This is a genomic window from Streptomyces sp. NPDC028910, from assembly GCF_055564955.1.
Window position 1 is genome coordinate 20138 of sequence record NZ_JBVHVF010000009.1, and the last position, 22524, is coordinate 42661.

Here is a 22524-nt window from a genome sequence, read left to right on the forward strand (position 1 = left end):
ACACCCGCACCGAGGAGAGGGACCGCGATGTTCCGCAAGAAGCGCGCCAAGGGCCCTGCGGCCCGGGACGTCCCGGAGGCACCGGGCCGGCCGCCCGAGGGCGGCGCGGAACCCCTCGACCTCCGCCTGGACGAGCCCGACGACCTCCCGACGTGGCTGACGGCGGACGCCACCATGGCGCGGTTCACGGAGCTCGCCGAGGCGGAAGGGCGGCTGGGCCCGGCGCACGAGGACGTCCTCCGGCTGCGCAACAACCTCGCCTTCCTCCTCCTGGCCTGGTCCGCCGCCGCTCCGCCGGGAGAGACGTACATGCAGGACCGGGCCATCGCCCTGCTGCAGGTGAACCTCGCCCACCAGACGCGGATCCTGGGCGCGGACGACCGCGACACCTTGATCACCTGCGAGGGGATCGGATCCGCCCATTTATCCGCGGGGCGCGCCGCCGAGGCCGTCCCCCCTCTCGAACGGGCCCTGGAGGGCCGTGAGCGGAGCCTCGGCCGGGACGACGAGTCGACCCTGACGACCCGCGAGAAACTCGCGGACGCCTACGCGGCGGACGGGCGGACCGACCTGGGCACAGAACTGCTGGAGGAGGTCGTGGCCGTCAGCAGGAGACTGCTGCCGCCGGGGGGCACGCTGCTCGAAGCGCGCAAGAACAAGCTGTTCACGACCTATCACAAGACGGGTCGGCTGCCGGAGGCCATGGCCCTGTGCCAGGAGATCATCGGCGACCGGGAGCGGTTCTACGGTCCCCACCACCTCCAGACCTACATCTGGATGGACAACCTCGCCCACCTCCACCACGACGCCGGGGACCTCGAAGCGGCCATCGCCTGCTACGAGCGCGTCGTCCACGGCTTCGAGCTCATCCACGGCCCGGACAGCGACGAGATCTCCTACCGCTATCACAACCTGGCCATCGCGCACCTGGACGCGGGCCATCCGGACCGGGCCGTCCCGTACCTGGAGCGGGCCCTGTCCGCCCGCGAGCACTCCCGAGGCCGGGACGATCTCGACACCCTGAACTCCCTGGTCACCCTCATCTCCGGCTACGACCAGGCTGACCGCGTCGCCGACGCCGCCAGGGCGACCGAACGCCTCATCGCCGCTCTGGAGCGCATCGGGGGCCCTGGCCACCCCAACCTCCCCGAAGCCCGCGCGTACCTCACGGAGTTGAGGCGGCGGCTTCCGTAGAAGTGGTCGCCGCCGGGGTGGTGGGCGAGGAGGCGGCGCTGCCCTGCGTCGCGCTGCTCGTTTCCTAAGGCCCTGCCAATGCGCCGGTGGCGCCGCAGGCGTTCCGCACACCGGCGCTGACGCGAATCTTGGACTGGCCGTGGCCGAGTTCCTCCCAGTCCTCCATGAAGCGTGCCGTCAGCCCGTGCCCGGCGGCGAGGTCGATGAGGGTGTCCGTGCGGTAGTAGAAGTCCTCGCGCAGCACGTGGTGTTCTGGGCCGGTGGTGCGGTCGAAGGTGAAGTCGAAATAGCCCCCGGGTGCCAGGACCCGGCCCACGTGGGCGAAACACTCGTCGATGACGTCGATCGGCGAGTGGGAGAACACGCTGTGGGCGTGGACGACGTCGAAGTAGCCGTCGGGGAGGAAGTCCAGCTTCAGGTCCTTGGTGATGGTCAGGTGCGGGACCTTGGCCTGTAGCCCCCGGTCGGTCAGGGTGCGTTTCGCGGCGATGAGGATGTCGGGCGAGATGTCGATGCCGTAGTAGTGGCCGGCTTCGAGGTAGTCGATGAAACGCCAGCCGGCGCGGAGGTTGCCACAGCCGATGTCCAGCATGCGCGCGGCGGGCGTCAGGCCGTGGCCGAGGAGGTAGTCGAACTGCATCCGGCCCAGCGCGAGCCAGCGTTCGTGGGTCTGGCTGCCGACGGCGGCCTCGGGGTTGCGGCGCGTGTCCGAGGCCATCACGGCCCGGTAGTAGCTCACGTGGTCGGGGTGCTTGAAGGCCAGCCACCGGTCCCGGGCGGCCCGCTTCAGGTACGGAGCGATGCGGCTCGGGCGGCTCGCGGCGTAGCGGACCTTGTGGGCGAGGGATTCCCGGTTGGCGGTGAGGTTCTTCCTGGTGGCCATGAGCACTCCATCTCCATCGCAACGTGAACTCCGGGCGCCGGCAGCAGGCCTGAGCGGCTGCCGCAGCGGACCCCCGGCCGTCGGTTGCTCCTGGCAGAAAAGTCTGCGGACATGGCAATTATGGCAATATGCCCCAGATTGCCACTCGGCACGCCGCCGACCTGCGCAACGCGCCCACGACATAGAGCACGGCGCCGGAGCAGGACGGCCCGGCCATGACGTGCACCCGGACGGACCCGGCCGGGCGGACTGGTCCGCGACGCGACGGCGCTTGAGTCAACGTGGTCGCGGCGGGCCGCTGCCCGAGCAGCCGGGTGCGGAACAGGTCGAGGACGGTGTCGAGCGCCTGCCGCGTGGGCCGCGCGCTCCCCGGGGCTGATGTCGATGGCACCCGCGCGGCTCGCGGTGCAGGCCGGCGGTAGCGACGGCTGGGACAGCACGGGGGGGGCGACGAGGCGTTCGTCCGTGGCCATGGCCAGGCGAATCCGCCGGTCAGGCACATGGCGACGGCGCCGACTCCGGGGCCGCCGCAGCGCTCGTGCCCGGCGGCGGCCAGGGCGCGGAGCCACCGTACGCCCCCCAGACTCCGACCTGCGGCCAGCAGCGTGAACTCCCGGCTCACACACATCTGCCACAGCGACGACGCCATGTAGCGCCCCGCACTCGGCCAGCCGACGGCGGCGTCCGGCGCCTGCGAGGGGCCGCATCGACGCTTGACCTCAACCAAACTTGAGCTCTTAGGTTCGTTCCAGAGCCGCAGGAACGACCGGCGGCGCCTTCCAAGGAGCTTCGCCATGACCGAGCGCACGGCCCCCACCGAGATCCCCGACCGCTACCGCTACTCCGTGGTCCCGCACATCATGGTCGACGACGCCGCCGCGGCGATCGACTTCTACCAGCGGGCGTTCGGCGCCCGGGAGGACTTCAGGATCGACGCTCCGGGAGGCGGGGTGCTGCACGCCGAGATCACCATCGGACGGTCGGTCCTGATGCTCGGCGACGGCAGCGTGGAGGAGGCGGAGGCCGGCTCCTTCGCCGCGCCGGCCTCGCTCGGCGGCGGCACGTCCGTCGCGCTGCATGTCTTCGTGCCGGACGTGGACAGCCTGGCAGGGCGCGCGGAGGCCGCCGGCGCCGAGATCCTCCAGCCGCCGACGGACATGTTCCACGGCGACCGCACGGTCATCCTCAAGGACCCTTCGGGTCACATGTGGGTGTTTCTGACCCACATGGAGGACGTTTCCGAGGAGGAACTCCGGCGCCGCCTCGCCGCCGGGTGACCGGTCGCCGTGCGGCTTCGCGCCGGCCGGGCCGGCATACCGAGCGCCGTACGTGACCGGAACGCGCTCGGCCGGCCCCCGTTTGGGCTGATGCCGGCCCGGCAAGTACCGGGAACGGAAAGGCATCCGGGAGCGCCGCCGCGGTCTTCCGCCGGGCCGGGGCGGCGAACGTACTGGAGCTGGGCGCCGGGCACGGGCGCGACACCCTCCCGTCCGGCGAACGCAGTGACGTCGGCACCGGCGCCGTACCCGAGACGGCCTCTATGCTGCGGGGATGATCAAGCCGATTGAGCTCGTGATATTCGACTGCGACGGGGTGCTGGTCGACAGTGAACGCCTCGCGACGCGCGTCCAGGTCGCCCTCGGAGCGGAGCTGGGGTGGCCGCTCACCGAGGACGACGTCATCGACCGCTTCATCGGGCGCTCCAACGCCTCCGTCCGCGAGCAAGTCGCCGCCCGGCTCGGCGACGCGGCCGCCGACATCTGGCGGGAGCGGTTCGAAGAGCTCCACCGTGAGGCGGTGGATGCCGGGTTGTCGCCCGTCGAGGGATTGCCCGAGGCACTCGACGGCATCGCCCTGCCGACGTGCGTCGCCTCCAGCGGCTCGCACGAGAAGATGCGCCACACCCTCGGCCGCACCGGTCTCTACGAACGCTTCGCGGGCCGGATCTACAGTGCCACCGAAGTGCCCCGCGGCAAGCCGGCCCCGGACCTGTTCCTGCACGCCGCACGGCAGATGGGTGTCGACCCGGCAGCCTGTGTGGTGGTCGAGGACAGCCGGCCCGGCGTCGAGGCCGCCCGCGCCGCCGGCATGCGGGCCTTCGGCTACGCGGGCGGGCTGACTCCGGCCGAGCGGCTGGAAGGCACCGGCACCGTCGTCTTCCACGACATGCGCAAACTGCCCGGCCTCATCGCCGAAGGGTGACACCGGACGGAGAGAGCGGGAGGGGCGCGAACGCCGCCGTCGGCTGCACGGCGGGCCCGCCGCACATGAGGTGCGGCGGGCCCGTCTTCTGCAGTGGCCCCGGGCGGGAGCGGAAAGAGATGTGGTCTAGCCGGTCGGGGACAGGAGGGTGTGCTCCGGCTTGCGGGCCGTGGGCTGGGTACTGCCGGCGACGATCAGGGCGAGTAAGACCGCGGCCGCCTCGCTCTGCAGGATCCGGGCGGCCTGCTTCAGCCGGCCGGGGTCGGGGACCGGGATGGACAGGGCCACGCATTCCGCGTTCGGACCCGCGGTGATCGGCACCGCCGCGCACACCGTGCCCACCGCGTACTCCTGCAGGTCCAGGAGGGGCGCGTTGGGCGGGCGGGTGTCCAGCTGGTGGAAGAGGGCTTGCTGGCTGGTGAGGGTGTGGGAGGTGAAGCGGGAGAGCCGGTGGCGGGCCAGGTGGTCCTTCCGGTCGTCGTAGTCGAGTTGGGTCAGCAGCGCTTTGCCCACCGCGGAGGCGTGGGCGGCGGCGCGGAAGTCGACCCACTCGTCCACCACGGGTGTGGCCGGGCCGTCCGCGTACTGGGTGATGGAGACCTCGCCGTCGGTGTAGCGGGCGACGTAGACGGCGGCGCCGACCGCGTCCCTCACCCAGGCGAGGGTCTCGCGCAGATGCCCGCGTCCCTCTCCGTTCACCGCATCGGTCAGCATGAGGGCGTTGCCGGCCACGTAGGCGTCCGGACCGATCGGTGTGGCCAGGTTGGTACGGATGAGCTGCTCCATGGCCCGGGCGAGGACCAGCTGCGGCAGCTTCGTCTCGCGGGCGATCTGTGTCAGGTTCACTCCGCCCGAGTAGCGGTTGACGACTTCCAGGACGCGCAGGGCCTGGTGGACGGATTCGAGCGCGGCGGGTGCCGGACGTCCTTCGGGGGTCTTACGGGCCGCATGTGTCAGGTGGGGCTGTTTGAGTGCTTCGAGTGCCCACGCGCTCGCCTCGTCCGTCAGGTGCAGGGGGTTGAGCCGGGCGTTCCGGGCGACGGCGACCGCGAGCTGCGGGCCCGGGGTGAAGACCTCCCCCAGGTCGGGGTGTTCCTTGCGGGGACGGGCCATGAGGGCTTGGCGCAGTCGCGCGGGGAGCCGGAACGGGGGCCGCCCGGCCCGGCCCGGGCCGGTGGTGAGGCGGGTGAGGTCCTGGGTGGTGATGGGCGGGGACGTCCAGATGACCGAGGCGCCGAGGGCCTCTTCGAGTTGGTCGGGGATCTGGGGCAGGGGCGGCAGGTGCTCCTCGGGGGGCAGGGTCTGGGCCTGCTGGTTCCAGTACCGGGCGGTCGCGACCTCGGCGCGGGCGAGGTGGTGCAGGTAGAGGCAGCGGGCGGCGGTCTGCGAGCCCGCCCCCGCCGCGTACTGGAACCAGAACTGTGCGCCCTCCGTCCGGTCCGACAGGTGCAGCAGGCAGCCGAACAGCAGCGCGGAGTCCACACCGTGGGGCCAGGAGTCGGCGTCCAGGGCCAGTTCGGCGAAGGCCCGGCTCTCCACCAGGGACCAGGTGAGGTCGTCGAGGCCGCGGGCGGCCCTGACGTGGCAGGCGGCGTCCAGGACGAGGTCGTCGGTCGAGGCCGACGCTGGCTGCCGCCGTGCCGGCAGCGCTCCGCTGCCGCTGGTTCCGGTCGCCGAGCGGGCGCGGTCGGCGACGATCCGGCGGGCGATGCGGCGCCGGGCCGCGCCCTCGTCGTATCCGGCGTACTCCTCCGCGAGCACCGTCGCGTCCTCCAGGGCCGCGTCCAGTTCACACAGCGGCATGTCGCGGTTGCGGGGCATGTCGCTCACTGGTCCTTCTCCTCTCCGGGGATCCAGTCCACCCCGAGCTTGCGGGACAGGGTTCGGCGTGCGCCGCGGATGTGCGAGCGGACCGTCGCGGGGGAGATCCCCATCATCCGGGCGACCGTGTCGGAGTCGTTGCCCAGCAGGAAGGCCAGCAGCACCACGTCGTACTGCCGCTCGGACAGGCCCGCGATCGCCGCGTACAGTCCGAGCTTCGACTCCAGCAGTTCCAGCCGCTCCCGGGAGGAGCGGCGCAGCGCGGCGAACCACGCCGTCTCGACCATCGCCACCTGGCGGCCCAGAACCGCCAGCCGCCTCTCCACGTGCTCGCGGAGCACGGCCCACGCGAAGCCGTGGAGGCTCGCCTCCTTCAGCGCCTGGCGCCACACCTTCAGCAAGAAGGTGAACACGTCGTCGACGACTTCTTCGGCGTCCTTGGGGTTCCCGAGCTGCAGGTGGGCGTAGCGCAGGTAGGCGCGATGCTGCTGGGAGTGGAAAGCGGTGAACTCCACCGGCAGCACACCGGCCAGCTCGCTGGACACCGCCTGGTCCCCCGATGGATCGAATTCGCCTTCGCTCATACGCTCCCCCACAGCTGTTCATCGCCGCCCGCCGGGGTGGCGGGGACCTTACGGTGGCGGGGCAGGGGAACGGTGCGGCGGTGGCCGGCGGATGGCTCGCCGGCTCCTGCCCGTACCCCCGCGCCCGGCAGGCGCACGGGCGCCCTGAACACATCGATTACGAGAAGACGGACCGCGGTGGTGACTAACAGCGCGAGGGCGACCATCTCGGCAACATTCACGTCGGCGTGAAACCTTCCAAATGGACTGTGCGTAACCGGCATGCCTGCCCCCGGACCAGCAGCCGCGGAGCACCAAGGGCTCCCACACACCACCCCATCGGAAAACGAGCCCGATCGTGCAAGCCGGTGCCCGGAAATCTTCGGAAGCAAGCGCATCGGCTTCCCCGTGCGCCCCGGTCCGCCCGCGCACGCCCCCGGCCTACCCGTCCACGAGGACTCTGCTGCCCGCCTCGCCGGACGCGTGGCAGTGGCAGGGAGGACGGCAACGGCTGGGTCCGTAAGCCACTTGGCAGTGGCACCAGCGGCGCAGCCGGGTTGCCTGGGGCTCCGCCCCAGACCCCGCGCCTCAAACGCCGGCGAGGCTGACTTTGGCTCCGGCGAGGCGCCGGGCGGGCGGGGCGGACGGGCTGCCGCCGGCGCCCCCGGACTATCGGGGGCTCGACACGACGTCGGCCACCATCGGTACGGCCGCTCCCCTGCTGGCCGGGCTCAAAAGCACGACCAGGACAGCACGGTGGCCCAGCGGAACGGGCTGGGCGAGCTCCCCGAAACCCTGAACGGGGCCGGGTCACCGCCCTCGGTCGCGCTAGCCGCCGGTGGGGGTGTTGCTGGTGATCGTGCCGTCCGTGCCGGACACGGTGACCGCGTGCCGGACGCCGTCCGGTCCGAGGACCACGGCCAGCCAGGCGCTGCCGCCGCCCTCCTGGGCGACCACGCGCAGACTCACGACCTTCCCGCCCGTCACCGCCGCGGCGGCCTTGTCGGCCGCCTCGCCGATGGCCAGCGCGGGAAGGGGCGCGGGCGCCGGAGCTCCCTTCTGGAAGCCCTCGCGCCCCTCGGCCCCGTCGTGGCCGCCGAGCAACTCGCGTCGCACCTTGGGGCCCCACTGCCCGTCGGGGTCCCCCTGCTTGCGGTCGTGGCGCGGTTCGGCGCCCTGTGGACCGTGCTTGAAAGCACCCTTGTGGCCGGGCTCGGCCCAGACGACGCGCGGACCCCGGTCCGCCCGCTCGTGATGGTGGTGGTCGGCCACGGCCACCGCCACGACTCCACCGCCGACGACCACGACGACCGCACCCGCCGCCACCCATCGGGCGGTCGTGGTGCGGGGTACCAGGCGGCCCAGGGCCGCCGCACGCTTGCGGGCTCCGGTCTGCGGTGTGCTCTCGGGCTGCTCGGACGGCGGGACAGAATCAGACATACAGGCACTCCTCAGGACAACCGGGCGCGGTACCCGGCTCGTTGACGAGCATGCTGAGCGCATGCTGAAGCCCAGCTGAAGCCACCTGAAGACCTCTTCAGCCGACCGCGGGCCGGCCCTGCGATCCTGTTCGGCATGCGCGTACTGGTGGTGGAGGACGAACGGCGGCTGGCCGTGGCCCTGCAGCGAGGGCTCCAGTCGGAGGGGTTCTCGGTGGACGTGGCCCACGACGGGCCCCAGGGCTTGTGGATGGCCACCGAGCACGACTACGACCTGATCGTGCTCGACATCATGCTGCCCGGGCTGAACGGCTACCGGGTCTGCGCGAAGCTGCGCGCGGCCGGCAACGAGTCGGGGATCCTGATGCTCACGGCGAAGGACGGGGAGTACGACGAGGCGGAGGCCCTGGACACCGGCGCCGACGACTTCCTGTCCAAACCGTTCTCCTACCTCGTCCTGGTCGCCCGGCTCCGCGCGCTCGGGCGGCGTACGGGTCGCCGGCGCCCCCAGGTGATGCGCTTCGGTGACCTGCTGCTCGATCCGGCCCGGCACTCCTGTTCCCGTGGCGGTACGGAGATCCGGCTGACCGCACGGGAGTTCGCGGTCCTGGAGTACTTGGCCCGGCGCTCCGGCGAGGTGGTGCCCAAGCGGGACATCCTGGAACAGGTGTGGGACAGCGCCTTCGACGGCGATCCCAATGTCGTCGAGGTCCACGTCAGCGCCGTACGCCGCAAGATCGACGCCCCGTTCGGCCGCGCCGCGCTGGAGACCGTACGCGGGGCCGGATACCGGCTGGCGGCCGACGGTGGCTGAGCGTCCCCTCCCCCGCCGCCCTGTGGGCGCTGCCCTCGCCGTGGTCTCGGACGCCGCCCTGAAGCGGTGGCCGGGGTTGCGGCGGATGTGGCCCACCACCGTACGGGCGCGGGCCACCGTGGGCGCGAGCGTGGTGGTGGCCGCTGCCTTGGCGCTCGCCTCGTTCGCCCTGCTCGGGCTACTGGAGGCCAATCTGCTCCGCAACGCGGAGAACGACGCCCGGCGGCAGGCCGAGACCGTGGCCCAGCTCGCCGCCACCGGGAAGCTGAACCGCGCACGTCCACCGGCCCGCGGCGTCGAATTCGTCCAGGTGGTGAGCGCCGACGGGCGGATCCTGTTCGCCAGTCCGAACCTGGCGGGCGTGCCCGCGTTCCCGGCGGCCGGCCCCGGCGCACCGGTGACCCGTTTCCACACGTGGAAGGTCCGCCCGGTCGGCGGCGAGCACCGTCAGCGGGTCGTCCAGGTCATCACGGACACCCCGGAGGGTCCGGCCACCGTCTACGCCGGCGCATCGCTGCGCGACGTCGACGCGGCCGACGACACCACGACCGCCGCCCTCGTGATCGGCATGCCCCTGCTCCTGGCCACCGTCGCACTCGTGACCTGGAGGGTCACCGGCCACGCGCTGAGGCCGGTGGAGGAGATCCGCGCCGAGGTGGCCGGGATCTCCGACCGCGACCTGCACCGCCGGGTGCCGGTGCCGGCCACCCGCGACGAGGTCGCCCGGCTGGCCGAGACCATGAACTCCACCCTGGACCGGCTGGAGGCCTCCGGGATCCGCCAGCGGCAGTTCATCGCCGACGCCTCCCACGAACTGCGCAGCCCGATCACCGTGCTGCGCACGCAGCTGGAGGTGGCCCTCGCCGTCCGGGACCCGGACCTGTGGCCCGAGCTGATCGGCGGGGCCCTCGAGGACATCGAACGGCTTCAGCACCTCGCGGCCGACCTGCTGCTGCTCGCCCGCATCGACGCGGCCCAGCCGGTGGCGGCCGTCCCGCTGGACCTGAGCGCGCTCGTGCGCGAGATCGTGGACGGCCGCCTCGGCGACCGGGTCCCCGTACGGCTGAAGCTCGAAGCCGATGTCGAGGTCACCGCGAGCCCACTGTGGCTCGGCCGCGTCGTGACCAACCTCGTCGACAACGCGCAGCGTTACGCCGACCGGCGCGTGGACGTCATACTGCGCACGACGAGCGGTCCGCGGACACGCACCGCCGTGCTGGAGGTCGTCGACGACGGACCGGGCATCCCCGCGGCCGACCGGGAGCGGATCTTCGAGCGTTTCACCCGCCTCGACGACTCGCGCAGCCGTGACCACGGCGGAGCGGGTCTGGGCCTCGCCATCGCGCGCGATCTGAGCACCCACCACGGCGGGACGCTGACGGCCGAGGACGGCGCACGGGGCGGCGCACGGCTGGTACTCCGGCTGCCGATGTCGCGCCGGCTGTGACCGTGCTGCCCTGACGGCGCCGCCCTGACCGGGCGCCCTGACGGCGCCGGCCTGACGCAGGGCCGCAGTGACGCCTGCTCACTTCTCCTGGAAGAGGATCTCTTCGCAGGGGTGGGTCATCCGCAGCGTCTGACCGGCGGTGATCTCGACCACGTTGTGCAGGCCGGTGATGAGGTCGCCGTCCGGCAGGATGCGGAACTTGTCCGCGGCCCCGGCCAGGAAGGCGGGGAAGCAGGCCAGTGACGTGTTGCCGGGGTAGAAGTCCAGGTAGTCCTTCAGCCGGCGGAACAGCTTGGGGAGGAGCACCGCACCGATGTCGTCGTCCGTGATGGAGTCCATGTTGGTGATCACCGCACCCTTGACCGTCCTGTCCTCGGGCCACACCCCCAGGGGCGGTGTGGCCGTCCGCGCCGCCAGAGCGGCGGCTGTGAGGACTTCGCGGAGGTGGAACGGCAGGCCCGTGTAGAAGGCCGGATAGCCCAGCCCGACCGAGATGAGGTGGTGATTGACCGTCTTCTTCAGCAGCTCTTCGCCGACGCCGATCCGGTAGCCGCTGTACACGGGCGGTACGCGGCGGCCGACCAGGGCCACGCAGCGGCCGTAGACATCGGCTCCGCGGGTGAGGATGTAGCCGGGGACCTTGTCCGGTGTGGTGGTGACGGTCTCGTCCGGGTGTCGCTCGATGCTGGTGAAGCCGAGCCAGGTCAGCAGTTCGTCGGCTGCCAGGTGCGCGAACTTCAGCGGTTGGTGCCGCACAGGTCCGTAGGCCTGGTTGCTGTAGTGGGTCTCCAGCGTGTCCACGCCTTCCAGGCGCACGGGGGCACGGCCGTCCGCCTTGGGAACGATCTCGTTGCCGCCGGGCACGAGCTTCCAGTCGGCCACGTTGTCCGGGATGAACGGGATGGTGTCGCCGTCCGGTTTGGCACCGCCGTTCACCCGGAACGACCCTCTGATCAGCAACATGGACATGGCGACTCCCATGGACATCGAGGCGAGTGATCACCTTGAGTAGCGACTGGTCACCGAGCGTACATGGCAGAGGGGTTCACGCCGATGCCCTCGCCGGAAAATCCGGTGCTCCGGGGCGAGCCGCTCACTAGACTCGCCGTGCGCGCTGCCGAAGGGGCACCGCGCGCCTCATGCCGAGTGAAGAGAAGGGGAGCCGCGCCATGTGCACGCACCGCACCGCCGCCTTCGCTCCCCCGTCCCGGTACGACGTGATCCCGGTGTCTCGTGGCGCGCGGTTCCGGCTGCGCGGCCGGCACCGCATGCCCGTGACGCACCTTTAGGGTTCCGTCCCCTCCCCGCTCCTCGTACGCCGCCTGTCCGGACCGTTTCCGGGCGGGGCGGCGGCGCTGCGGCTGCTCGGGGACCGGGGCCGGCTGCGGTCCGGGAATCGCGCCGCCCTCTTCTCAGATCACTCGAAAGGCCTCGGGCCATGCGCGCCAACGGGCGACCGCTCACCACCACTTCCTCCGCCGACGCCGTCCGCAATCTGGGCATCCTCGCCCACGTCGACGCGGGCAAGACCACCATCACCGAACGCATCCTGTTCGCGACCGGTGCCATCCACAAGCGGGGCGAGGTCCACGACGGAACGACCGTCACCGACTTCGACGCCCAGGAACGCGACCGCGGCATCACCATCTTCGCCGCGGCCGTCAGCTGCACCTGGGCCGGACACCGCGTCAACCTGATCGACACCCCGGGTCACGTCGACTTCTCCGACGAGGTCGAGCGTTCCCTGCGGGTGCTGGACGGGGCGGTCGCCGTCTTCGACGCCGTCGCCGGAGTCGAGCCGCAGAGCGAGTCGGTGTGGCGGCAGGCCGACCGGCACGGTGTGCCGCGGATCGCGTTCGTCAACAAGCTGGACCGGGCGGGCGCCGACCTCGACACGGCGGTCGCGTCGATCCGCGAGCGGCTGGGCGTCGTCCCCCTGGTGGTACAGCTGCCCGTCGGAGCCGAAGACGCCTTCACCGGCGTCGTCGACCTGCTGGGCATGCGCTCGCTCCGCTGGCACGCCGGCTCCGACACGTACGAGACGGGGCCGGTCCCCGAACCGCTGCGGCAGGAAGCGGACCGGCGGCGCCGGATCCTCGAGGAGACGGTGGCGGAGCTCCACGCCGACGCTCTGGAGGAGTTCTGCGCGACGTCGGCGCTGACGGAGGAGACGCTGGCGCGCGCCCTGCGGGAGTTGACGCTCCGCGGGGACGGCGTGGTGGTGCTGTGCGGCTCGGCGTACCGCAACCGCGGGATCGAGCCGCTGCTGGACGCGGTCCTGGCGTACCTTCCGTCGCCCGCCGACATGCCGCCGGTACGGGGGATGGCGGACGGCGCGGAGCAGGAGCGCGCCCCGGACCCGGCGGAGCCGTTCGCGGCCCTCGCCTTCAAGGTGACGGCCACGGCGACCGGGCGGCTCACCTACCTGCGGATCTACGCGGGCACCCTGCGCAAGGGCGCGTCCGTACGGGACGCGGCAACGGGCCGTACGGAGCGGGTCGGCCGGATCCTGCGGGTCCAGGCCGACCGGCACGAGGAACGGGAGGAGGCGGTGGCCGGTGACATCGTCGCCGTGATCGGGCTGAAGGCGGCCCGGGCGGGCACGACCCTGAGCGCGCCGGGGGCGCCTCTGGTCCTCGAACCGCCCTCGGTGGCCGAACCGGTGGTGTCGGTCGCGGTCGAGGCCCGTCGCAGCAGCGACACCGGCCGGCTCTCGTCGGCACTGGCGCGCCTCGCCGAGGAGGACCCTTCCCTGGTGGTGCGGTCCGACGCGGAAACGGGCCAGACCGTGCTCTCCGGGCTGGGCGAACTGCATCTGGAGGTCGCGGTGGAGAAGATCCGCCGCGGCCACGGGGTGGAGGTCGTCGTCGGCCGGCCCCAGGTCTCCTACCGGGAGACCGTCGTGCGCGGGGTGAGCGGCCTGGTCTACCGGCACGTCAAACAGGACGGTGGCGCGGGCCAGTTCGCGCACGTCGTCCTCGACGTCGAGCCGTTGGAGGAGGCGTGCTTCGAGTTCCGGTCGACGGTCGTCGGCGGTCGTGTGCCGCAGGAGTACGCGCGCGCCGTGGAGGCCGGCTGCCGCGACGCCCTCACCGAGGGCCCGCTCGGCGGGTTCCCCGTGACGGGGCTGCGGGTCACGCTCACCGACGGGGCGACCCACTCCAAGGACTCCTCGGAGATGGCGTTCCGGGCGGCGGGCCGGTTCGCGCTGCGCGAGGCGCTGCGCGTGAGCACGGTGGAACTCCTGGAGCCGGTCGTGGAGGTCACGGTGACGGTCCCGGAGGACGGCGTGGGGAACGTTCTGGGTGACCTCGCGGCCCGCCGCGGCCGGGTCTCGGGGTCCACGGCCGAGGCCGGGACCGCGGTGATCACGGCGGCCGTGCCGCTGGCCGAGCTCTTCGGGTACGCGTCCCGGCTGCGCGGCCGCACCCAGGGCCGGGGCACCTTCACCACGCGCCCGGCCGGTCTGGCTCCGGTACCGGCCTCGGTCGCGGGCGCACTGCCGGCCCGGTGACCAGGCAGCGCCCCACCGGCGGGGACGACCCCGCCGGTGGGGCGCTGCGCCCGGACACCCCCTAGGCTGCGGACGCCGGTCACGCAGACAGAAGGGTGAACATGTTCGAGTCGGTGGAGGACAATCCGTACCCTGATAGCCACGTCCTCGGCGAGGGGCCCGATCCGCACCCGCTGCTGCGGCCCGTGCTGCCCCTGCTGGGGCGATGGCACGGCCGGGGGCAGGGCGAGTATCCGACGCTCGAGAAGGACTTCCGCTACGCGCAGGAGGTCACCTTCAGCCACGACGGCCGGCCCTTCCTGCGTTACGAGGCACGCGCGTGGCTGATCGACGACTCCGGAGTCCCGGTCCGGCCGGCGGGGCGTGAGGCCGGGTGGTGGCGGGTGACTTCCGACGCCTCCCTGGAGGTGGTGCTCGCCCACCCGACCGGCATCGTCGAGACCTACGTCGGGCGGGTGTCCGATACGGAGATCGAGATCGAGACCAAGGACGTGGCGCTGACCCCGCTGGCCAAGGAGGTCACCGGCACACGGCGCCGCTACACCGTCCGGGCCTGGGAGATGACGGTCGTTCAGGACATGGCCGCGGTCGGCCAACCCCTGCAGCACCACCTCACGACGCACCTGCGTCGGCGCTCGTCCTGATCCGCCGCCGCCCTGCCCGGTCGTCGTCGGCGGCCGGGAGATCACCCGGGTGCCCGGCACGGGCTGCGGGCGCTGCGGTACCCCGCCGCCGCATAGTCGTGGCAGGCCCGCGACGGCGGCGCCGTGTCGGAGGGAGTGACCGTGGTGGACGCAGGACGACGCGCTGCCCTGGCGGCGCTGCTGGCCGCGGGACTCGTGCCCTGCTCCGGCGCCGCGGCGGCGCCGGTGAGCACCGCGCGGGACACCGGCGCGCGGGACATCGGCGCGCAGGCCACCGGCGCGCGGGCTGCCGGGCCGCGCCCGCCGGCCGCGCTCCTCGGCAGTGAGATCCGGCGGCTGCCCACGTCCCGCAGGGTCGTGGCGCTCACCTTCAACGCCGCGTGGGACGAAGCGGGGATCGACACCGTTCTGGCAGAGCTGCGGCGGCGGAAGCTGCCCGCCACCTTCTTCCCGACCGGCGAGTTCGCCGATGCCCACCCGGCGGCGGTGCGCGCCATGGCTGCCGCGCACGGCCTCGGCAACCACTCCTACAGCCACCCCTACTTCGACGACCTCAGCACCTCGGAGCGGGCGGACGAGGTACGCCGCGCGGACGCGGCGATCCGGTCGGCGTCCGGGACGGAGCCCCTGCCCTTCTTCCGCTTCCCTTATAGCTCCACCACCACGCGGTCCGTCGCCGACGTCAACGACCTGGGCTATGCGGCGATCGAGTTCACCACCGACACCAACGGCTACCTCGGCCCGGACGGCGGCATGAGCGTGGGCGAGGCGGTCGAGCGGGCCATCGACGCCCTCACCCCGGGAGCGATCCTGCAGATGCACGTCGGCAGCACCGGCGACGGCATCGTCCTCGACGCCGACGCCCTCCCGCTGATCGTCGACGCCGTCCAGGCCGAGGGCTACGAGATCATCGACCTGCGCCAGTTCCTCACTCCGGCGCCCGCACCGGCTCACGCGTCAGTCCGCCCTCACCCGTACGTCCCGGCGTGAACGGACGGTCGGCGTCCTCAGACGTTCGGCCACCCTCGACAGCCGGAAGCCCGCGATCTGGCAGGTCACGAGGGAGACGAGGACCAGGACCACGAAGAACCGGTCGTTGATGAGTTCGGCCTGGCGGGTCACATCCGCCAGGACGATGCCGATCGTGCCCCGGGCGTTGAGGGCGACCGCGAGGGACGAGGAGAACACCCGGTCCTCCCCGGCCAGGCGCGCCGCCGCCCAGATGCTGACCATCTTGATGCCGCAGGCGAGCGTCAGGAACCACAGGAAGAACAGCGGGTCGAAGCCGCGCGGCAGATCCAGCCGCATGCCCACCAGGGCGAAGAAGACGGGTATGAAGAAAGCCATCGAGAACTGCCGGATGGCCGCCCGGACCGGCGGTTCCCGTCCGGTCCCGCGGGTCGCCTGGTCTTCGCCCGCCTGATCGCCGCGAGCGGCGCAGATGCCGGCCATCAGCGCACCGAAGACCGCGTTGATGCCGAGGCCCAGGCACAGCAGCACCATGGCGCACAGGAAGATCAGCCGGAAGGCCACCGGGCTCTGCCGGGCGACGATGTTGGCCCGGTGGCCGGCCAGCCGGCGGAAGAGGCGGGCGCCCCAGGTCAGGCTCGCGGCGAAGAAGAGCAGGCTGACGACGCTGAAGTAGACGGCCGTCGGTACGACCTCGGTGGTGCCGATCACCTCCCACAGGCCGACGGAGTGGCTGGTGTCGGAGCGGGCGAGGCCGAGGACCACGGCGAGGACGACGTAGAGGATGACGTCCTCGATCACGGCGACCATCAGGACGATCCGGCCGAAGGCGGTGTCCATGATCTTCAGGTCCATCATGATCCTGGAGATGACCGGAATGGCCGCGACCGCCATCGCGAGTCCCACGACGAGGGCGGTCGTCACCGTGGAGCCCGCCGGCCCCGAGAACGCACCGGGGACCAGCGTCGCGATGCCCGCGCCGGCCGTGAAGGGCACCACCAGTCCGGCCGCCGCCACGATCGCGCCGGTACGGCGCTCGCGGCCGCCCGCGCGGATGCGCAGTTCCGCACCGGCCAGGAACATCAGGAGCAACTGGCCCAGTTGACAGATCGCGTCCAGGGCGCTGGTCACCGCCCCCGAGGCGGGGAACAGGGCCGCTCTCGCCCCGGGGGCGACGAGCCCGAGGAGCGAGGGGCCCAGCAGGATGCCTCCGACGACCTCGCCGATGACCGGCGGTTGACGCAGGGCGCCGAAGAGGAAGCCGCATCCGTGTGCGGCCACGCAGATCACGGCGAGAGCCGCCAGCAGCCGGACCGTATCGATCGCCGTCATGACGTCTCGGGTGGACTGGACGGAGTGGACGGGGCGGGCGCGGTGGACATCGTTCTCCTCGTCTTCGTCGCGGGAGGTGCGGGGTCCGGGGCCGGTCACGGTGGACGGCCGCCCCTGACACGTCAGCGTGCGGGCTCGCTGTTCAGTAGAGGCTCAACGGCCGTTCGAAGCCGATCGGTTGGGTGCGGCCACCATTGAATACCGTCCGCCCGTGCCGAGGGGGACGGAATCCCGCTGCAGGCGTTCCCGGTGGCGGAGCGAGGCCAACTCGCCTGCTTTCACGGCCCGTTACTCTGCACCGGAGGATCCGACAGGGGGAGTGACAGGTGAGCGGGAAAGAGATTCTGGCGCAGCGCTTCGAGGAGCACCGCCCCCATCTGCGGGCGGTGGCCTACCGGATGCTGGGCTCGCTCAGCGAGGCGGAGGACGCCGTACAGGAGGCATGGCTCAAGCTGAGCCGCTCCGATGCCGCCGCGGTGGAGAACCTGGGCGGCTGGCTGACCACCGTGGTCGGCCGGGTGTGCCTGGACATGCTGCGCTCGCGTACCACGCGGCGCGAGGATCCGCTGCACGACCAGGACGGCCGGGTCCGGCTGCCCGACCCGATCGTCAGCCGCGCTGACGGCCTCGACCCCGAACAGGAGGTACTCCTGGCCGACTCGGTCGGCCTCGCGCTGATGGTCGTCCTGGAGAGCCTCGCCCCCGCCGAGCGCCTGGCCTTCGTCCTGCACGACCTGTTCGCCGTGCCCTTCGACGAGATCGCCCCCGTCCTCGGCCGCACCACTGCCACGACCCGGCAGCTCGCCAGCCGCGCCCGCCGCCGCGTCCAGGGCGCGGCCCCCGCTCCGGACCCCGACCGGGACCGCATGCGCGCGGTCGTCGACGCCTTCCTCGCGGCCTCGCGCGGCGGGGACTTCGACGCCCTCGTCGCCGTCCTCGACCCCGAGGTCGTGGCACGCTCCGACGGCGGCGCACTGCGCCCCAGCCTGATCCGCCGTGGCGCGGCCGATGTCGCCTCGCAGGCGATCACCTTCGCACGGTTCGCGGAAGCCGCGCGTCCGGCGTTGGTCAACGGGGTCCCCGGGATGGTCTCGATGGCGGAGGGCCGGGCGCTGTCGGTCATGGCGTTCACCATCCGGGACGGCAGGATCACCGCACTCGACATCCTCACCGACCCGGACCGCCTCGCGCTCATCGACATCGGTGTTCTCGACGGCTGAGCCTTCGGCGTCGCCGCGCTGGTACACAGCGGCAACTCCTGGACACCGCAGGGGACTCGACGGCGGTGGCAGGGTGCGTGACCGAACCGCTCCTCACCGGTCGTGACGGGGGGAATTCGGCAGGTAGTAATTAGGTGAATTCCTGACTGAATTCCCGTCAATAAGCACGCTACCTCTATCTCGATTCGATAACAACCCTCCCCAAAAGGCCTGGACCATTGGCATGCGACGCGCGTAACTGCCCTTATTCCATTGCTAGTTGATGGTTCGTCAAATCAAGCCGACAAGTAACGGAATGATTTCTCGAAGCACGCTCCCCTTTGTCCGAATTCTCCGCCGCATTCGTCTGGCAGGCTTCCGCGCACCCAGTCATCCGACAACGACTTGAGGTGCCCATGACAGGACGTCGCAGACGGCGGACCACCGATCACCGCCGCAAACCCCGGCGGTTGATACTCATCACCGCCGCCACGGCAACGGCGGCGGTGATCGCCGCAGGTATCGCCTACTCCGGACTCGGAGACGGCGCGCAGGCGGTGGCGCCCGTGCAGGCCGCGGAGGCCGCCGCACCGGCCGCCGCCCCCGCCCGGGACCACGAGCCGGAACCGATCGCGGCCGCCCCCGCCAACGAGAGCGCGCGCGGCATGGTCTACGACGGCCTCGAGGCCGCGCCGAAGGGCGACCGGTGCGTCGGTGTCTACCGCACAGCAGCCGGGCACTGCACCCATGGCCCCGACGCCCCGCCCAAGGGTGTCGACATCACGAAGGACATCCCGCCCGCCGTCAAGGAGACGGCCCCGGCGGCCGATCCGGCCCGCCCGGCGACTGACGACCCGGCCACCACGGAAGGCGGCGGGCGTCCTCAGGACGCGCCCGCCGCCGACGCCGCGGCCGCCAAGGCCTCCGCTCCCGAGCCGGCCGCCTCGGCCGCCGGCCAGAGCGTCGCCGCGGGCCCCGCGGGCCAGACCGTCCAGTGCGACGGCGACGGCAGCACCGGCAACCGCGTCCAGGTCGTGTACGTGCACGCTCCCGGTCGTGACCGCTACTCCGAGTACGTCGCCTCGTTCCGCAAGTGGGCGGCCGATGCCGACCTCATCTACGCGGCGAGCGCCCAGGAGACCGGCGGGGTACGCCACATCCGCTATGTGACGGCCGCCGACTGCACCCCCACCGTGCTCAACATCGAGCTTCCGGCCTCGGCGCTGGGCGAGTTCAGCGCGACCAACGCCGCGCTCGCCGCCAAGGGCCTCGACCGCCGCGACCGCAAGTACATGATCTTCGCCGACTCGCAGGTCTACTGCGGCATCGGCACCTTCAACGGCGACGAGCGCCCCGGTCAGGCCAACCAGAGCAACTTCGGCCCGTCCTACGGGCGTACGGACTCCGGCTGCTGGGGCGGTCACACGGCCGCGCACGAACTCGGCCACAACCTGGGCGCGGTCAACAACAGCGCCCCGAACACCAGTCGTGGCGCGCACTGCACCGACGAGTTCGACGTCATGTGCTACTCGGACACGCCGTACTACCCGCAGATGCGCAACATCTGCACCAACCAGGCCTCCGAGAACATCCTGGACTGCAACCACGACGACTACTTCCACACCAGTCCCAAGGCCGGAAGCTACCTGGCCACGCACTGGAACATCGCCGACAACCAGTTCCTGATGCGTACGAAGGGGGGCGGCGGCACCGACCCCGGGCCGAACCCGACCCCGACGCCCACCAAGAAGCCGACGCCGACCCCGACGAAGAAGCCCACCGGCGGCCCGGCCGCGACGGCCGGCGACATCCGGTCCGACTCCGTCGTGGTGAGCTGGCCCAAGGTCGAGGGCGCTGCCTGGTACCAGGTCCAGTTGAACGGCAAGCACCTGACCTGGGTCCAGTCCCAGGTGCTCCGCATCTACAACCTGCAGCCCAACACCTCGTACACGGTGACCGTCTCCGTGCGCGACAGCGCCGGCCGTGACAGCGGACCCGGCAAGGCCGCGTCCTTCCGTACGGCGGGGGCGGGCGGCGGCACGACCACCCCGGGCACCCGCTACCTGCTCGGCAACGGCAGCACCGGCATGGCCGCCGAGCTGTGGGGCGGTCGCACCGCCGACGGCACGGTGCTCGTCGGTGGCCGCGCCAACGGGTACGCCCAGCAGCAGTGGTACTTCGACGACGCGGGCAACGGCCAGGTACGCATCCGGTCCGCGGCCTCCGGCAAGTGCCTGCAGCCGGGCGGCGCTCCCGCCGCGGGCATGTGGGTCGCCCAGCAGCCCTGCGGCTCCGGTGGCGCGCAGGCCTGGAAGCTGACGTCCCGCGGTGGCGCGGTGACCGTCACCGACCCGAGCGGCGGCTTCGCCCTCACGGTGAGCAACCGCCCCTACTACGGGAACTGGCTGCTCGACCTCCAGCGCGCGGACGGCCGCGCGGCGCAGGCCTGGACCGTCCAGAAGGCCGGCTGAGCCCTGCCGCGACGCCAGGTGCGACGCCCTGACGCGGCGACCTGACGCGACGCCCTGACGCCGTGACGGCGTGAACCCACCCGGCGGACGGCCGCCCCGCGCGGCCGTCCGCCGGTACCCCTCACCTCGACCGGAGCACCACGACGATGCGCATACGAATCGCTTTCTCGGCCGCCCTGGCCGCAATCGGCCTCATGTTCCTGGCCCCCGCCGCGGCCCAGGCCCACGGGGACACCCTGAAGGTGGTGGTGACCGGGCAGCGGGCGGGCCACGTCACCGCCGACATCACCTGGGAGAACGACGGGGACGCCGTCGACGAGGCCGTCGCCGCCACCGTGAACGCGGTCAGCGTCGACGGCGCCCGCACACTGGGGCCCTGGCGCCTGGTCCGCGACCCCGCCGCGGCACCCGCGGGCTGGACCACGGCCGAGACCCTGCCGCCGGGTGCGTGGAAGGTCAGCGTCGACGTGGGGTTCCCGGCCCTGGGACACGGCGAACTCGAAGTCGGCGTACCCGTGGTGGACCCGGCGCCGGGCACCGGTACGCCGGCCCCCTCCGCGCCGGCCCCCGTCACGCCGTCCTCCGCACCGCCCGCGTCCTCCTCCCCGGCTCCCTCCCCGGCACCGGCACCCGCTGACGCCGAGGGGCACGCCGTCTGGTGGACGACGGCAGGTGTGGCGGTGACCGCCCTGGCCGGAGCCGCGGTCGGTCTCCTGGTGCGCCGCCGGCGGCTGCGTCGCGGCCGGCTGGGATAGCGGGCGGGTCGCGGAGCAGGCGGGCAGGCCTGCGGTCGCGCGAGGACCGGACCGGCGGCGGGTGGGAACCCGGCCGCCTGATCGTGCGTCGTACCGTTCAACGTCGTGCTCATGGCTGCGGGACGGGAGACGGGTCCGAGGCGAATGGGTGGGGCTGTGGCGGAGCGGGCGGACGGCTATGCGCGTGGCATCGAGCGGTGGCGGCGGGGCAGGGACGCGCGAGGCCGCTCGTCCTGGGCGCGTGGGCGCGTCCTCGCGTCGCTCGCCGTGCTGACCGCCGGCCTGCTGGCGTTCCACTCCGCCGTACCCAATGCCGTGGGCCGACTCGGCAGCCTGCTGGAGGCCTTCCTTCCCTGGCTCGGCCTGGCGATTCCGGTGCTGCTCGTACTGTCACTGGTGCGCCGCTCGGTCACGGCGCTGGTGGCCCTGCTGCTGCCCGCGGCCGCGTGGGCGCACCTCTTCGGCGGGCTCCTCCTCCCCGCCGACCGCGGCGACCAGCACATCACGGCGCTCCAGCACAACGTCAGCGACGAGAATCCCGACCCCGCCGGAACCGCGGCCGCCCTGATCGAGTCAGGACCCGGTCTCATCGCCCTGGAGGAGCTGACGCCCTCCGCGCTGCCGGTCTACGAGGCGGCCCTGGCACCGCACTATCCCCATCACGCGGTCGAGGGCACGGTCGGGCTCTGGTCGAAGTATCCGCTGACGGACGTCCGCCGCGTGGACATCAAGCCGGAGGGCATCGGGGAAGGCTGGAACCGCGGCCTGCGGACCGGCGTCCGCACGCCACGGGGCGAGATCGCGGTGTACGTGGCCCACCTGCCCTCGGTCCGGCTCCGGCCGGACGGCTTCGGCTCCGGCCTGCGGGACGAGAGCGCCCGGCTGCTGGGCGCGGCCATCGCCGCCGAGCGGCTGGAGAGGGTGATCCTGCTGGGCGACCTCAACGGCACGGTGGACGACCGTGGGCTCGCCCCCGTCACCTCGCTGATGGAGGCGCCGCGTCGGGGGCTCGCCTTCAGCTGGCCCGCGGCCGTCCCGGTCTCCCGGATCGACCAGATCCTGACCCGCTCGGCGACCGCCGCCGAGATCCGGACCCTGCCCGCCACCGGCAGCGATCACCTGCCGGTCGCCGCCGGCATCACGCTCGGACCCTAGCTAGTGCTGTGGCCGGGAAGGTTTGCCGGGTCGCGGCGTCCGGTGCGGTGCATCGCAAGGCGGAGGATCGCGGCTCGTACTGGACGTACTTGTGCGGTCCGACAACGCGGCGAGGTGCCGTG

The 22524-nt window shown here is 72.3% G+C and carries 18 protein-coding genes; 12 read left to right on the top strand and 6 right to left on the bottom strand.

Annotated elements, in window-relative coordinates:
* Positions 1-27 precede the first annotated feature (27 nt).
* Positions 28-1194 carry a tetratricopeptide repeat protein gene (locus ACZ4TV_RS13905; RefSeq protein ID WP_468134158.1) on the top strand — a complete coding sequence of 389 codons (1167 nt, stop codon included), beginning with the start codon at positions 28-30 and terminating at the stop codon, positions 1192-1194.
* A 64-nt stretch (positions 1195-1258) separates the two neighbouring features.
* Here the strand turns inward: ACZ4TV_RS13905 and ACZ4TV_RS13910 are convergent, their stop codons facing one another.
* Positions 1259-2077 carry a class I SAM-dependent methyltransferase gene (locus tag ACZ4TV_RS13910; protein WP_468134160.1) on the bottom strand — a complete coding sequence of 273 codons (819 nt, stop codon included), beginning with the start codon at positions 2075-2077 and terminating at the stop codon, positions 1259-1261.
* Positions 2078-2871: 794 nt separating this feature from the next.
* On the opposite strand from ACZ4TV_RS13910, the gene ACZ4TV_RS13915 reads away from it, so the two are divergent.
* Together ACZ4TV_RS13915 and ACZ4TV_RS13920 are read left to right on the top strand one after the other, a co-directional pair.
* Entirely contained in the window at positions 2872-3354 is a 483-nt protein-coding gene (locus ACZ4TV_RS13915) for a VOC family protein (RefSeq protein WP_468134162.1), read from the top strand.
* 274 nt (positions 3355-3628) lie between these two features.
* The gene (locus ACZ4TV_RS13920) at positions 3629-4279 is read left to right on the top strand and encodes an HAD family hydrolase (RefSeq protein WP_468134164.1); all 651 of its coding nucleotides are present in this window, start codon (positions 3629-3631) and stop codon (positions 4277-4279) included.
* 126 nt (positions 4280-4405) lie between these two features.
* On the opposite strand, the gene ACZ4TV_RS13925 is transcribed toward ACZ4TV_RS13920, so the two are convergent.
* From ACZ4TV_RS13925 to ACZ4TV_RS13935, 3 genes are all read right to left on the bottom strand, one after another.
* Positions 4406-5236, bottom strand: a complete 831-nt coding sequence (locus ACZ4TV_RS13925; RefSeq protein ID WP_468134469.1) for an IclR family transcriptional regulator domain-containing protein — start codon at positions 5234-5236, stop codon at positions 4406-4408.
* Positions 5237-6105: 869 nt separating this feature from the next.
* Positions 6106-6684 (bottom strand): RNA polymerase sigma factor, encoded by a 579-nt coding sequence (locus ACZ4TV_RS13930; protein ID WP_385157518.1) that lies wholly within the window; start codon positions 6682-6684, stop codon positions 6106-6108.
* An 807-nt stretch (positions 6685-7491) separates the two neighbouring features.
* Positions 7492-8103: a hypothetical protein gene (locus ACZ4TV_RS13935; RefSeq protein ID WP_468134167.1), complete on the bottom strand. Its 612-nt coding sequence runs from the start codon at positions 8101-8103 to the stop codon at positions 7492-7494.
* 135 nt (positions 8104-8238) lie between these two features.
* Between ACZ4TV_RS13935 and ACZ4TV_RS13940 the strand changes: the two genes are divergently transcribed.
* Positions 8239-8916 carry a response regulator transcription factor gene (locus tag ACZ4TV_RS13940; RefSeq protein ID WP_468134169.1) on the top strand — a complete coding sequence of 226 codons (678 nt, stop codon included), beginning with the start codon at positions 8239-8241 and terminating at the stop codon, positions 8914-8916.
* Positions 8917-8992: 76 nt separating this feature from the next.
* Complete coding sequence (locus ACZ4TV_RS13945) at positions 8993-10363, top strand: sensor histidine kinase (protein WP_468134471.1); 1371 nt, start codon at positions 8993-8995, stop codon at positions 10361-10363.
* Positions 10364-10441: 78 nt separating this feature from the next.
* On the opposite strand, the gene ACZ4TV_RS13950 is transcribed toward ACZ4TV_RS13945, so the two are convergent.
* Positions 10442-11332 carry a nuclease gene (locus ACZ4TV_RS13950; protein ID WP_468134171.1) on the bottom strand — a complete coding sequence of 297 codons (891 nt, stop codon included), beginning with the start codon at positions 11330-11332 and terminating at the stop codon, positions 10442-10444.
* A gap of 469 nt (positions 11333-11801) precedes the next feature.
* Between ACZ4TV_RS13950 and fusA the strand changes: the two genes are divergently transcribed.
* From fusA to ACZ4TV_RS13965, 3 genes are all read left to right on the top strand, one after another.
* Complete coding sequence (fusA, locus tag ACZ4TV_RS13955; protein ID WP_468134173.1) at positions 11802-13877, top strand: elongation factor G; 2076 nt, start codon at positions 11802-11804, stop codon at positions 13875-13877.
* Between the two features lie 101 nt (positions 13878-13978).
* The gene (locus ACZ4TV_RS13960) at positions 13979-14521 is read left to right on the top strand and encodes a heme-binding beta-barrel domain-containing protein (RefSeq protein WP_468134175.1); all 543 of its coding nucleotides are present in this window, start codon (positions 13979-13981) and stop codon (positions 14519-14521) included.
* Between the two features lie 144 nt (positions 14522-14665).
* Complete coding sequence (locus ACZ4TV_RS13965) at positions 14666-15511, top strand: polysaccharide deacetylase family protein (RefSeq protein ID WP_468134177.1); 846 nt, start codon at positions 14666-14668, stop codon at positions 15509-15511.
* On the opposite strand, the gene ACZ4TV_RS13970 is transcribed toward ACZ4TV_RS13965, so the two are convergent.
* On the bottom strand, positions 15479-16921 hold the full coding sequence (locus ACZ4TV_RS13970; RefSeq protein ID WP_468134179.1) for a cation:proton antiporter: 1443 nt from the start codon (positions 16919-16921) through the stop codon (positions 15479-15481). The two genes, ACZ4TV_RS13965 and ACZ4TV_RS13970, sit on opposite strands and share 33 nt — an antisense overlap.
* A 227-nt stretch (positions 16922-17148) precedes the next feature.
* On the opposite strand from ACZ4TV_RS13970, the gene sigJ reads away from it, so the two are divergent.
* The 4 genes from sigJ to ACZ4TV_RS13990 all read left to right on the top strand — a co-directional run bounded on the left by sigJ (position 17149) and on the right by ACZ4TV_RS13990 (position 22402).
* Positions 17149-18042: an RNA polymerase sigma factor SigJ gene (sigJ, locus tag ACZ4TV_RS13975; protein ID WP_468134181.1), complete on the top strand. Its 894-nt coding sequence runs from the start codon at positions 17149-17151 to the stop codon at positions 18040-18042.
* A gap of 449 nt (positions 18043-18491) precedes the next feature.
* Positions 18492-20492, top strand: coding sequence for an RICIN domain-containing protein (locus ACZ4TV_RS13980; protein WP_468134183.1), 2001 nt, complete (start codon positions 18492-18494; stop codon positions 20490-20492).
* A gap of 146 nt (positions 20493-20638) precedes the next feature.
* Positions 20639-21247, top strand: a complete 609-nt coding sequence (locus tag ACZ4TV_RS13985) for a hypothetical protein (RefSeq protein WP_468134185.1) — start codon at positions 20639-20641, stop codon at positions 21245-21247.
* 144 nt (positions 21248-21391) lie between these two features.
* Positions 21392-22402 carry an endonuclease/exonuclease/phosphatase family protein gene (locus tag ACZ4TV_RS13990; protein ID WP_468134187.1) on the top strand — a complete coding sequence of 337 codons (1011 nt, stop codon included), beginning with the start codon at positions 21392-21394 and terminating at the stop codon, positions 22400-22402.
* Positions 22403-22524: the final 122 nt, after the last annotated feature.